This window comes from Salibacter halophilus (genome assembly GCF_008806325.1).
In the GTDB taxonomy this organism is placed as follows: Bacteria; Bacteroidota; Bacteroidia; order Flavobacteriales_G; family Salibacteraceae; genus Salibacter; species Salibacter halophilus.
This window is the reverse complement of sequence record NZ_WACR01000002.1, coordinates 167,465-180,823: the sequence shown is the minus strand read 5'-3', so window position 1 is coordinate 180,823 and position 13,359 is coordinate 167,465. Positions and strand designations below refer to the sequence as shown.

General features: G+C 37.4%; 12 protein-coding genes. 8 read left to right on the top strand and 4 right to left on the bottom strand.

Going from position 1 to position 13,359, the window contains the following annotated elements; all coding sequences use genetic code 11:
• From F3059_RS02880 to F3059_RS02845, 8 genes are all read left to right on the top strand, one after another.
• Complete coding sequence (locus F3059_RS02880; RefSeq protein WP_151166439.1) at positions 1-558, top strand: hypothetical protein; 558 nt, start codon at positions 1-3, stop codon at positions 556-558.
• A gap of 13 nt (positions 559-571) precedes the next feature.
• Positions 572-1,039 carry a helix-turn-helix transcriptional regulator gene (locus tag F3059_RS02875; RefSeq protein ID WP_170265006.1) on the top strand — a complete coding sequence of 156 codons (468 nt, stop codon included), beginning with the start codon at positions 572-574 and terminating at the stop codon, positions 1,037-1,039.
• On the top strand, positions 1,036-1,482 hold the full coding sequence (locus tag F3059_RS02870) for a hypothetical protein (RefSeq protein WP_151166437.1): 447 nt from the start codon (positions 1,036-1,038) through the stop codon (positions 1,480-1,482). Before F3059_RS02875 ends, F3059_RS02870 begins: the two co-directional genes overlap by 4 nt.
• A gap of 311 nt (positions 1,483-1,793) precedes the next feature.
• Positions 1,794-2,672: a DUF4007 family protein gene (locus F3059_RS02865; protein ID WP_151166436.1), complete on the top strand. Its 879-nt coding sequence runs from the start codon at positions 1,794-1,796 to the stop codon at positions 2,670-2,672.
• Positions 2,662-5,838, top strand: a complete 3,177-nt coding sequence (locus F3059_RS02860) for a hypothetical protein (protein WP_151166435.1) — start codon at positions 2,662-2,664, stop codon at positions 5,836-5,838. Before F3059_RS02865 ends, F3059_RS02860 begins: the two co-directional genes overlap by 11 nt.
• Entirely contained in the window at positions 5,825-6,964 is a 1,140-nt protein-coding gene (locus tag F3059_RS02855; protein WP_151166434.1) for a phosphoadenosine phosphosulfate reductase family protein, read from the top strand. The genes F3059_RS02860 and F3059_RS02855 overlap by 14 nt, the downstream gene beginning before the upstream one ends.
• Positions 6,965-6,979: 15 nt before the next feature.
• Positions 6,980-7,654 carry a hypothetical protein gene (locus F3059_RS02850; RefSeq protein WP_151166433.1) on the top strand — a complete coding sequence of 225 codons (675 nt, stop codon included), beginning with the start codon at positions 6,980-6,982 and terminating at the stop codon, positions 7,652-7,654.
• Complete coding sequence (locus tag F3059_RS02845) at positions 7,651-8,031, top strand: nucleoside 2-deoxyribosyltransferase domain-containing protein (RefSeq protein ID WP_151166432.1); 381 nt, start codon at positions 7,651-7,653, stop codon at positions 8,029-8,031. Before F3059_RS02850 ends, F3059_RS02845 begins: the two co-directional genes overlap by 4 nt.
• A 19-nt stretch (positions 8,032-8,050) precedes the next feature.
• Here the strand turns inward: F3059_RS02845 and F3059_RS02840 are convergent, their stop codons facing one another.
• The 4 genes from F3059_RS02840 to F3059_RS02825 are packed head-to-tail and all read right to left on the bottom strand — an operon-like array spanning position 8,051 to position 13,171.
• Positions 8,051-8,572 (bottom strand): glycoside hydrolase family 15, encoded by a 522-nt coding sequence (locus tag F3059_RS02840; protein WP_151166431.1) that lies wholly within the window; start codon positions 8,570-8,572, stop codon positions 8,051-8,053.
• 1 nt (position 8,573) lies between these two features.
• Positions 8,574-10,691: an AAA family ATPase gene (locus F3059_RS02835; protein ID WP_223274530.1), complete on the bottom strand. Its 2,118-nt coding sequence runs from the start codon at positions 10,689-10,691 to the stop codon at positions 8,574-8,576.
• A gap of 29 nt (positions 10,692-10,720) precedes the next feature.
• Positions 10,721-10,951, bottom strand: a complete 231-nt coding sequence (locus tag F3059_RS02830) for a hypothetical protein (protein WP_151166429.1) — start codon at positions 10,949-10,951, stop codon at positions 10,721-10,723.
• Positions 10,952-13,171 (bottom strand): DEAD/DEAH box helicase family protein, encoded by a 2,220-nt coding sequence (locus F3059_RS02825; RefSeq protein ID WP_151166428.1) that lies wholly within the window; start codon positions 13,169-13,171, stop codon positions 10,952-10,954.
• Positions 13,172-13,359 lie beyond the last annotated feature (188 nt).

The following is a 13,359-nucleotide window of genomic DNA, read 5'->3' as shown; positions in this document are numbered from 1 at the left end:
ATGAAAGTTGTTGATATATTTGCAGTATCAGATTCTGAGTCTTTGCTGTCTGTAAAATGGGATATTGAAGATGAAGAAAGTGATGAGTTTAACCGGGTATTTGATTTTTTGACCGATGCTGAAATGCTCTACACTTTTTTTAAAGAGCATAAAGACGATTTAGAGTCTGGATTTTATGGTAATACAACAATAAGGCAGGCGGTAATAAATACAAGGAGAGAAGCACTTGAATTGAAAAGAGACCTAATAGATTTAAGTGAGAATAAGAGTTCTGGAAATTACAGTTCGTTAAAAGAAATATTTACCGAGTTGTCTCCTGTAGATTTTGATAAAGAGTTTCATGCCAGGTTAAAGGCATATGGAGCGATACGAAAAAGTATGATACGAATCTATGCTGTTCGGCTGACAGATAAAAATGCTCAAGATCATCAGTATTTAGTAACTGGAGGAACAATAAAACTTACTCCTAAAATGCAGGATCGAGATCATACAAGAATGGAGCTAAAAAAACTGGAAAAGACTGTTGAATACCTTAGAGATGAAGGCATTTTCGGTTAATAAACAAACTATTATGAAAGTCAATAAAGAAAAACTGGATCAGTTAATAAAAAAGAGTAAAAAGAATACTCAATGGAAAGATTTAGCTGAGAAAGAACTCAATAGTGGAGGCTGGATTGATCGTTCTTTTGAAATAGCGTTGACAGTACTTGAAAAGCTTGATGAAGATGGGATTACCCCATCAACTTTAGCTAAGCGGATGAATTGCTCGAGGCAGTATTTAAATAAATTGTTGAAGGGAAGAGAGAACTTAACCCTCGAAACAATTGATAAGCTCGAGAATGCTTTAAATACCAGGATTATAGCAGTATGTGGATTTGTGGATAGTGAATGGCATAGAATTGACAAGAAAATAAGGACGTCAAGCTTCAATCAAGTCAGTTTCAAATATGAACAGGTAGAAAAAGAAATGAAGTACAGTGAAACGCGGACTCACGATTTAAAGACATCCAATAAAAGTTATGATTTTAAAGCAGCATGAGTTCAAAAAAAAATAAGAATATCCATTTTAAACTTGTTGGTATTAAAACCTCTCAATTTGCAATTATAGAGGACAACTTTAAAAAAGAAGAAGATACCGATTTAAATGTTAAAGTAAATTATGGCGTTGATCCTGATAATCATGGGGTTGCTGTAGTTTTTAATGTGCGTTTTGATTGTAATAAAAAGCCTTTTCTCATACTTGAGGTTGAACACCATTACAGTATTAAGCAAGAAGACTGGAACTCACTCCTCAGTGAAGATGGCAAAACATTGAATTTAAGTTTGGACCTTGCCAGACACCTCACTGTACTTACAGTTGGAACTACAAGAGGTGTACTTCATTCAAAAGTAGAAAATACGCCTTATCATCAATTGATACTACCTACTATCGATTTGACTCAGTTTATCAAAAAACCAATTGATATTACACTCAAAGCTTAAGGTTTTTAATTCTGAAGTAATTTATCCGGCCCTCCGCCTCCAGGAGCGCAGGTTTGTGGTTGATGGGGTTTGTTATTAGGGGAAATGTACCTTTTGGTTTTATACTTGAGGGTGTAACAAAATTCTATTTTTTATTGGCTCATGAAGCATTTTTGTGTAGATGTGAGAAGGTCTTATTTTTCTAGTTATCAGCTTATTGTAAAGAAATATTGAAGGTTGTGTGAAAGATGCTTTTTCAAATAATCATTATGTTGAAAAATGATTGAAAATTTGACTTGAGTATTTTACTAACTATCATATTTTTGATAATCATGACAAAATTATTGTTTTCTGGACACGACTCTTTTCACTGTCGACAATTCTGGTTGAAGAAAGGCTATGACTTCGTAAATCAGGGAAATAAATTTCCCGATCAAGAAGCGCCAATCCATCTCGGAGTTGGTAAAAACATGGTTACAGCGATTCGTCATTGGTTAAAATCATTTGGACTAGCCAATTCTGATGATGAGTTGACCGAGATCGCACATAAGCTTTTGGGTGACAATGGATGGGACCCTTATCTCGAAGACCAAGGGTCACTTTGGCTGCTTCACTATCTTTTGGTGAGAGAGAATTACGCTTCACTTTACCCTATCGTATTCAGTGAACTCGCAAATGAACGTCCCGAATTTACACAGGAGCATTTCATTTCTTTTGTCGGAGAGAATAAAGAAGGCGACTACAATGAAAACACTCTAAAACGCGACTTCACAGCTTTCTATCGAAATTATTTCGGAAGGATGAACCGAAGTGATGTGGAGGAAAGCTTTACGGGAATTCTGACGGAACTTCATCTTCTGAAAGAGAAGAGAAAGAAACATTTGAACAGCAAAGGAAAAGAGGAGGAGCGACCTTTTTGGGTTCTGGAGAAAAGCTCCAGAAATGACATCCCTCTGCACATCCTCCTTTTTGCAATTTTGGATAATCCAGACTACGGTACATCTGTCAGCTTCAAAAACTTGTATGAAGACAAGTTCGGTTTGGGAAACATTTTTCTACTTAATCGAGAAGGGTTGACAATTGCGTTGGAAAGAATGCAGAGTGAACTGAATTATGGGATTGTTTTCAGTAACGAAGCTGGGATAAGGGAATTGCAATTCAAGAAGAAATTGGAACCCGCTAAAATATTGGAGGATTACTATGGCAACTAAATTTTCTCAGTCGGTAAACATCATCCGTGACGAGAGTAAGTCGCTGGATTATGTGAGCACTCCAAATGCTGAAAAAGTAGCACTGCAGATTGCTGATGAATTTAAGAAGGGAATTCATTCTTTTACTTTGATTGGTTCCTACGGCACAGGTAAATCTTCTTTTCTCTGGGCATTTGAAAAATCCTTGAAAAACGAAGCCGACTTTCTGCCGGCAAACACTGGTTTAGATCCGTCTAAAACGAATTTTCTAAAAATTGTAGGCGCCTACCAGTCGATCACTGAGCACTTTCGTGAAGTTCTGGGATTGAAAAAAGAAGACCCCGCAAACCGAAACATTCTAGATACACTTAATCAAGAGTATGAAAAGACAAGCTCACTGGTTCTGTACATTGATGAGTTTGGGAAGTTCCTTGAGTACGCTGCAAAAAACAATCCCGACAAGGAGCTGTATTTTCTTCAGCAACTCGCAGAGTTAGTTAATGATCAAAGCAAAGACATTCTTTTCCTTACCACTCTTCATCAAAACTTTGAAGCTTATGGAAATAAGCTAAAGGATCAAGAGCGACTTGAATGGAAAAAAATTAAAGGGAGATTCAAAGAAATAACCTTTAATGAACCGGTTGAGCAATTACTTTGGCTAGCAGCCAAAAAGCTCGCATCGGGAAAAACACCAAAGAGTTTTTCAGGATCTTTTTACAGTGACCTGGCAGCAAAGCATAACATCAAAGATTTTTCGGAAGAGTTTAGGTCAGTCATTGAAAATGAAATCTACCCTTTAGATGTGATTTCTGGGATGGTGCTTACTTTAGCTCTTCAACGCTACGGGCAGAATGAGCGTTCCCTATTCGGATTTTTGGAGTTGGAAGCTGCCGAATCTCAAAGAATGGCACTGCCAGCGGTTTTCGATTACCTCTTTAAGAATTTTTATTCCTCGCTGCAATCGAACACCAATCCGCACTACGGTAGTTGGCGCATGATGGAACGTGGGATTGAAAGAGCCGAATTTGAGCTGGATGATCCTGCGACCGCAATAGATCTAATTAAAGCAACTGGATTACTTCAGGTTTTTGTGCCTACGGCAAAAATTGATGAGAAATTCCTGAAAGGATACTTCAAAGAATCTCTGTCGGCAAAAAAGATTATTCAGGCAATTGATCAATTGTCAAAGAGAAAGATAATTGTCTATACTCGTTACAATCAATCTTTCAAATTGATTGAAGGGACAGATCTGGATTTCGATCAGGCGATCTTAAAAGCAGGTGAAGCGGTTGATGAAATCAGAAACCTGGTTCCACTACTCGAAGAGTATTTTGAGTTTCCAGTAATGCAGGCCAAAGAGGTCAGCTACAAAACGGGGACACCGAGGCTATTCGATTTTCAAATCACGGAGAAACCACTTGTAAATTACACTCCAGAAGGACCTTTTGACGGAGCAGTGAATTTGATATTCAGTGAATCTTTAAAGGAAGTAGAAATTGAATCAGCTTCTACTGAACAAGAAGAGCCGATTGTTTACGGGTTTTTCAAGAATACTTCGGAGATAAAAGACAGTCTTTTTGAATTGCTGAAAACCAGGAAGGTGCTGGCTGAAAATAGCGATGACATTGTTGCTCGAAGAGAATTGGAAGTGATAATCAAATCCCGTCAGTCTTTACTTCAGCATCAAGTAATGGATGCCATGTACTCGGGTAAGGTTTCATGGATTTACAATGGCAAGAAAAGAAATGAAGTTAAAAGCTCGAGAAGCTTTAATAAGCTACTTTCTGAAGTTTGTGAAGAAGCTTACAGCAAAAGTCCTCGATTCATAAATGAGTTGGTGAACAAAGACAAAATTTCTTCGTCAATCCACACTGCTCGAAAGAACTATTTCAAACAGATTGTCAATCACTGGCGTGAGAAAGATCTAGGGTTTGAAGAGGATAAGTTTCCACCCGAAAAGACAATTTATTTTACGCTGTTAAAAGAAAATGGAATGCACTTCAAGGCCAAGAGCGGTTTTGAATTGCAAGCTCCAAATGACAAGAATGGATTCAATCATCTTTGGAATGCCTCAGACGAATTTCTGAAGTCTACAGTAGATCAGAAAATGAGCATCACAAAGCTTGCTGAACTACTTTCGACTAGGCCATATAAAATCAAGCAAGGGTTAATCGATTTCTGGATTCCGACTTTTCTCTTTGTGAAACGTGCGGAGTTTGCTCTGTATAATAAGGATCGTTTTGTACCGCATTTGAACGATGCAGTTTTGTACATGATGACAAGGAATCCACAGGATTATTCTATTAAGGCGTTTCAGATTCAGGGCATCAGGCTTACAGTTTTCAATAAGTACCGAGAGCTATTAGAGCAGGCTGAAAAGCCTAAGCTCAGCAATGGGGCCTTCATTGAGAGCATCCGACCATTTCTGGTGTTTTACAAAGAACTCACGGAATACTCCAAGAACACTAATCGCTTAGATTCAACAACCATTGAGTTGCGCAAAGCAATAACTAATGCAAGCGATCCTGAAAAGACCTTTTTCGAGGACTTCCCAGCAGCGTTAGGGATGAGCATTGAGCAAATGGATGACAATGAAAAGCTTGTTCAGGAGTTTTTCACTAAGGTCAATGATTCAATAGATGAACTTAAGGATGCCTATTCTAACCTCGTGGAAAGAATTGATCTTTATCTGAGAAACGAGATAATAGGAACAACCAAGGTGTTTCCTGGCTATAAAAAAGAACTTCAGAAAAGGTTCAAAAATGTCAAAGAACACAGACTTCTTCCAAAGCAAAAGGTCTTCCTTCAAAGGCTTCAGTCAACGCTTGATGATCGCGATAGTTGGATAGCTAGCATTGCACATGCTGTTTTGGGAAAACCACTGGATCGCATAAAAGATGAAGAAGAGGAATTGCTGAAAGATCAATTGAGCAGAATGATCCAGGAGTTGCAAAATCTCAGTTCTATTCATCACAGTCAAAAAGCAGATGACGAAGAATTCGTTAAGCTGGATATCACAACTACTTCAGAGGGGCTAACAGAAAATAATATCCGAATTCCTAAGGGTAAGAAAAAAGAAATTGATAGTTTGGTTGAAGAATTAAGAGGGAAGCTTGACAATAATAAGCAACTTAAATTGGCTGTTTTAGCCAGATTGCTAAAAGACGAACTACATGGGAAAGGTTAAACATTTACTAGGAATTTCTGGAGGTAAGGATAGTGCTGCTTTGGCTATTTATCTGAATGATAAACATCCAGAACTCGACTTGACATACTACTTCTGCGATACCGGTAAAGAGCTCGATGAAACTTATCAATTGATAGAGAATATAGAGATCTATCTGGGTAAGAAAATAGCTAAGTTAGAACCGGCTGACGCTGTGAAATCAGACGAAAATCCATTCGATCACTACTACAAAGCTTATCGTGGTTACTTGCCTTCTTCAGTGGCTCGCTGGTGCACTAAGAAAATGAAACTCGAACCTTTTGAAAGATTCGTTGGAGATGATCCGGTGGTTTCCTATGTAGGGATTAGAGGAGATGAAGATCGCGAAGGTTACATTTCTAAGAAGCAGAACATTCAATCGATCTTTCCATTTCGAAGAAACATCTGGTCTGAAGATGTGATTCGCAAAGTTCTATCGAACACCAATCGAGAGCACCTCATGGATCTATATTCATCTTACTTAAGTGGCTCTGAGCTTGATTCCGTTTCGGAACTCGTAAGTGAAAAGCTGATTCTTGAACTGAAAAATCCACTGCAAAACAAAAAGGTGATTCACAACAAGCTAAATTCTATTTTGGATAAAGGAATTGCTCAGTTTAATCGAGTAACATTCGACTACTTGAAAGATACTGAATATCCACTGGCTCAGGAGTCTGATTTTCCTCTTTTAGAAAATGAAGAAGTGTTAGTTAAGAAAGATATTTTTAGAACACTTGAGGAGTCAGGGGTTGGTGTTCCAGAATATTATCATGAAGTTGAGTACGAAGTTGATGGTGAAAAAGGAACATATGCGAGAAGTCGTTCCGGTTGCTTCTTTTGCTTTTTCCAACAGAAAATAGAGTGGGTATGGCTTCATGAGCAACATCCAAAACGCTTCAAAGAAGCGATGGAATACGAAAACGAGAAAGAAGGCTTCACCTGGAATCAAAACGAGTCTTTGAAAGAAATTATAGATCCTAAGAGAGTAGAACAGATCAAACGCGATCACCTCAATAAATTAAAAGCAAATTCAAATAATAAGGACTCCAACAAACTCATGGACATTTTGGACGATGGGGATGCTGGATGTACCGCTTGTTTTGTTTAAAATTATCTACTATTTATGAATGCTCAGATGCTAATCGGTTCTTTGAAGCAGTTTTTTTGGGATATCATAGGGTATTTACTTCCGGGTTTTATTTTTTTAATAGGTCTAATGTTCTTCTTGGCTGATTCTTATTTTGTTCCTCCATTGTCGATTGGCTCCAATAAAGATCTCCTGCCATTTATTGTCATTGCTATGTCTTACATTCTAGGTTATTTTATCTATTCTGTATCTTTACTCAAAGATAGAGTCCTCTTCAAAGTAAAATCTAAATGGCACATTAGTAGAAGCTATGAAAGCTTTAAGAAGAATAGCGTCTACTTAAAAAGTTTAGATAAAGTAGAGGAAGAATATGGTGTTAAAAAAAATGATCTCGACCTGAGAGGTTATAGAAGCCTTATTATGAGTGCTCATCCTAAAATTGATCATTTAACTTACACGTTTATGTTTCGGTCCGATATCTTCAATCATCTTAACACGATAAGCTTGATGTTTCTTTTTAGCAGTGCTTTTGGTGTTTTATTGAATTTGTGTGGAATAAAGTTTTTCCAATATAGTGAGGTGCACATTGTTCTTTTATTAGTTATGTTATTAGCATTGTACCCTCTAAAACTTGGAAGGTGGAGATTTTACTCTATGTCTATGAGAATTCCATTTTCTGTTTACATTGCTAAATCAAAAGGAAAAGAATGAAGCAGACAATCTATCTAGCTGGAGGTTTCCGAAGTAATTGGCAAAATCAAGTGATAGAAAAACTTGGTGAAAAATTCGTTTTTTATGATCCTCGTAAGCATGGGCTTGCAGATGAAGTGTCTTATACTGTATGGGATCTTCATCATATAAAGCATAGCTCTATTCTTCTGGCTTATATGGAGGCAACCAACCCTTCAGGGTACGGACTATCTTTAGAAGTAGGCTATGCAAAGGCTCTTTTTAAAACAGTTATTTTGGTGGATGAAAGATCAATAACAGATAAAAAATTTTCTCGGTATTTTGGAATGATAAGGGTAACTGCAGATATTACCTTCAACTCTCTAAATGAAGCATTAGAATATTTGGAGAGTTTTTAGTTTAGGTTACGCTTATTAGTCATTCATGGTTTTCAGTAATAAAATCTAAAAAAGCGGTAGGCTGCAAAAAGAAATTAGGGTTATCCTCTATCTTCTCCTGAATAAGTGTAAGCCCTCCATTTGTGAAAGATTCCATTGTGTTTATTAGGTCTTTCACAACTTCTTTCTCTGATATTTCTCCTTTATCCAAGGCAATAAAATCAACATCAGTTTTGGCAACGAGAGCCATAAACATGAAGTCTTGAAGTTTTGTGAAATCTTTGCGATAAAGCCTGTTGCCTTTGCTGCCCCAATATTGGATGTGGTGACTAAAGTCCACTTTTTTCTGTCCGCTAGGGATTGCAATGTTTTCATTGCGATATAGGCCAAGGAAGAAAGCATACATATACAATTCATAGTTGTTGGTAAAGTGCTTTCCCAAGTCTACTCTAGATTTCTCTGAGCCGCCTCCTTTTTTAGTCATTAACTGAAAAAGCTTATCACTAAATTCAGAGCTGTATTTTGGGATACGGCTACTCCAAATATCAAAAATATTTTCCATTTCAAACAGTAATTACTTCAGTATTAATAGTTGTAAGATCATTCGGGTCAAAAGGTCGCTTCAGTCGAACCCAAAAAGCTTTAGATCGTTGTACCTTATTAAATTCATTATCGATTTTGATTGTGTCACTTGTTGCATCAGTCGATAGAAAATCCTTTAGTAAAAGAATAATTTGGTTCTCCGAATTCGAAATGATGTTCAAGAACTCTTTTGTTTTGGTTTCTCCGAATGAGGATGTAGGAGCGTCAAAAATAAGTGGGTAAGCCTCTTCTCTACTTTGCTTTGCAAGCTCTGAAATTGCAAATAGAATCGAAATATACATGGAGGTCAATAGAGACTGGTTAGGTTCATAGAATCTTCTTTCCCCTTCGTAAAGGTCAACGTCAATTTTAACTCGATTTTCTGAGAGTTTTCTTTTTGTGAACCTGATTTTACCGGTGAAAGCACCTTTGTTAATCTCCTCAAAAAAGCTGTTCGATTGCTCTTCTAGATGAGAAATGAACAAGTTAAATTTCTCTTCTTTGGTATCCTTGAAGATTTTTTCAATATCTCGAATAATTGCCCTTGTCTTCACTAGGAAAGAGTTTGCTGACTCAAGATCAATACGGTCCTTTTCTTTCCCCTTCTCCTCCAGTTCCTTGGCAATTCTATCAAGTTCCGATTCGTATGCTACAATAGTTTTCCTTGATCGAACTTTATCAGATTGCCATCCATTATAATTTTTTAGGACATTCCCAAGTTTCTCTTCACCCTTAGTTGAAGATCCAAGTATCTTTATCCTTTCTTCGTGTGCCTCTTCTAGATGGCTCTGGAGTTCTTGAACTTTGCTTTTTCGGGCACTATTGAATTCAAACAGTTCCGTTATTTCATTTCCGATGTTCCTTATATCTGTAAGTTTGTTGTTATGCAAGTTCAGCATATTCACTAATTCCGAGGTGTAGTCATTCTCATATAAGGCTTCTTCTTGTTCCTTTTCCTTTGGAACTTGAGAATCCAAGTAAGCCTGCAATCTTTCAACCATGTAATTGTATGCTTCTGAACCCTTTGGAGCCGGGCGGTTACAAACTTTACAGTGCTCATCAGCGATTAACTCCTGCATTATATTTTTATTGGGAATGTCATTCGGCAGGGGTAGCTTTTCATCTCCCAATAATTTCAGAGCAGCATTCTTTTCTCCCTCTTGACGGCCTTTTTCTTTATCAAACTCTGACTGAAGCTCGCGTCTCTTTTTATTCAGAGCCGTCACCTTTTTCTCAAATTCAATGAAAATGGGCTCGTAATGACAAAGAAGCCAGTTTTCGTCAAAGAGGTATGTAGTATAGTTTTCCCGTATCACACCGTATTCATCCCGAATCTCTTTTTTAATGTTTTCAATTTTTTCATTGATGATCTCAAGTGCTTCAGCATTATTTACAAATTTCTCAGCCTTTTGAAGGTTTGCTTCTAGTTTACCCAAATCTTCCTGTGCAGTTTCCAATAGTGTTTCTTGTCGTCCCTTTTCACGTTTAAGATGGGCTATCTCGTGCTCGAGGCGATCATATTTTTTCTTGTTTTCGGTGCTCTTTTTCGAAGCTTCAGCAACAGCTTTATCGGCAGCTTGAGTGAGAGAAGCCCCACTTGTTGCATACTTGTCATAATGCTTTGCTTCCGCGAATAGATTTATTAGGTTCACGAGAGCATCTTCGTTATCAAAAATATTTAATTCAGATTCCCCTTTAAACATCGAGTATTTCCGAATTTCTGAAGGGAAAACTTGCTGTAGTAGTCGATCGGCATCCACTTTAGATCTTTCACCAGAACGATTTTCTTCAATACCCTCAAAAGAATGATTGTCTACTGAGCAGTCGCCACCTTCTTCCTTTCTCGCAATGAATGACCGTTTTAAGTATCTAACTTCTCCATATTGCTCCACAACTAAAGAAACACTCACAGGAAAATCATCTCCTACTTCAACTTCTGCTAATTTTTTTGCAGAAACCACAATTTCTAAGCTGTGATCATGTCCTCTGAAAAGCCAAACAAGTGCTTCAAAGAATTTCGTCTTACCCTCACCATTTTCTCCTAGAATTACATTCAAACCACTGGCAAATTCAAAGTTGTTCATGCCATAGTAGCACATATAATTTTCAACACATATGCTTTTGATAATCATATTGCTGCGGTATTTAAGTATTGAGTAACTTTGTTGCGAAGGGCGTTATCTGAAATGGGCTTGCCTTCTAGTGCGTCCACAATTATTGCAATTGATCTTATAATCGGTATGTTAGATTGCAAACCCTGAGCAATGTTTATTTCTAATTCTTGAGGTTCAACATCATACTTCTCAGTCAGGATCGGGTGCTGAATGAAGCTGCTAAAAATATCGTCTCGTCTAGCCATCTATTTTAGGTTATTGTGAATATCAAACAAATTCAAGTTGTAATAATCCGATACCTCCTCAAGCTCAGAGAAGGCAGTCATTTTGTTTTGAGATAAAAAAGCAAAGTCTACAACTCTTTCAAGCTCCTTTCTAACAAGACTTCTCTCCATGGAATAATGATCTTCGGCTTTGTCAATTTTAGGAACCACAACTAAGTCATGAATTACGGCAAGATCTTTATCTTCATGTAATCGCAAAACGCGTCCTCTTCTTTGTATGAACTGTCGTGGATTTCCAGTACTTGCACAAAATATTGCCAACTCGGATCGGGGAACATCTACGCCTTCATCTAAACATTTCATCGAAGTAAGTACATGAAGATTTCCTCTTTCAAAATCCTTTAGAAGTTCATCTCTCCCTGATGAATTAGATGTGTATTGTTTAACCATTACAGAAAAATCTATATCCGAAACCGCTCGAGTGTAGGCATGAATAAGCTTGTCATCATCTTCGTCTAGATCATGTTCATCCTTTTTATCGTATTCTGGGTCTCTGCCCTCAGGAACGTAAATAAGGGAGTACTTTAAATGGCCTTTTTTGGTGTACTCATTTTGAAGAATTTCTTTAAAGACAGAAAGTTTATTCTTGGCTTTGTGAATAATCCTCTTTCGAGCTAGTAACAAGGCTTCTACTTCAGGACCTTTCTTATATCTTCCTGTATTGTTATCGAAGAAGTTCATGAGTTTACGAGAGAGTATTGCATAATCCTGAAATTCTTCAGAGTCCAATTCTACAAGGTGGGGGTGGTAGGTGTATTTACATAGCCACTTCTTATTTAGAGCCATTTGCATGCTGTAGGTGATCACAAATGGAGGGCTATCGTTAAAAAATTGCTGTATGACCTCATTTCCCTCATCATCGTACTGTCTATGAATGGTAGCTGACAAACCAACTCTCTTTTTGAGGTGGATTTTGGGTAGAACTTTTGCCACCTTACCTGCCCCAAGGTTGTGAGCTTCGTCAGCAATAAAGAGAGTATCGGTGTCTAAATTTTTGAAATGATCCTGAAACTTCTTTCTATGAAAAGAAGCATAAGTAGTAATGACAATAAAAGAGGTTTTGGTGAATTTGCTTGCCGAATTGAAAAAGGAAAGCTCATCACCCCATTTGTTCTTTGAACTTACAGTTACGATGTTTTGAAAGTTGAATTTTTGACATTCCTTTTTCCATTGAGCAACGAGAGCTATCGTTGGAACTACAATGACAGCCTTGTATGTTCCTGATTTTTCAGACTCCTTTAGCAGACAATTGAGAGAAGTCAGGGTCTTACCTGTCCCAGTTGCCATGGCAAAAATCCCCTGTTTCTCATTTTTTACCCAATTCTCATAAGCTTGAACCTGGTACTTTCTCGGCCCATCAGGGTAAGGGAACCTTGGTTTTCTACTAATTTCATCTACTTCGTCTTCAAGTTTTTTTAAAACCCTTTGGATTTTAGGATTTCTTGAACTTTCAGATTTCAACCGTATTAACTCAGCTTCTTCTACTATTAGCTCCTGTACCTCCTTATCTCCGAACTTATCCCTTATCGCTACCTCTATCTTGTCCGCAGGTAAATACTCCACATAGTCTGCTTTACCTGAAAAGATTTCCTCGAAATACTTGTTTTGTTCGGATATCCTTGCTTTAGCTTGTTGATCCTCCCATTCAAGATCTACATCTAATTCTTCAAGATTCTCCATTAGGCCATAAGTAGTGAAATTGCAAGAAGCTTTGAACTTCACGCGGTGGAAACCATCTGAAAAAATTCCTGATTTATAGTGGGCTATACCTTTCTTACCTTTTGGTTTTACAATTACTATTTCAATTCTATCATTGGCTATCAGCCAAGCTAGGCATTCGAAAAAGTGTTTGCCATAACTGTCCAATGAGTATTTGAGCTGATCAATATTGGATAGATCGATTAATCCCTCCAATTTAGGATCAGGATCCATGGCATTTAGAATTGTAGCCTTATCCTCAGCAGAAAAAATTTGGTTCGCCACAACTCTAAGTCGTCCACCGTTGAATAGGAATCGAGCAAAACCTAGAGATAGAACATTAATTGTAGTAAAGCTGAAATAGCCTAGTAACAAATCAAGTCTGTTGCTATTGGAAAGAGCATCAAGATAAAACTCTAAAGGCTCCCTGTTGGAGCCACTCCGATAAAGTCTTTCTTTTGGCCAGGCGATGTCTTTCAACATGAGTATTATACTATTAGTGGCTTCTTACAATATTAAAAAATTTTTTGTGGTCTATAAGTTATAGTTGTTAATATTCGAAATTAAGATGTCTTAAGAATTACAACTTTTAAGTTAACATTAATTGAGTTGTAATAATAGGTGTTTTTAGATGTAACCTTTCTGAATATCTTCAACTCACTTCACCTCAA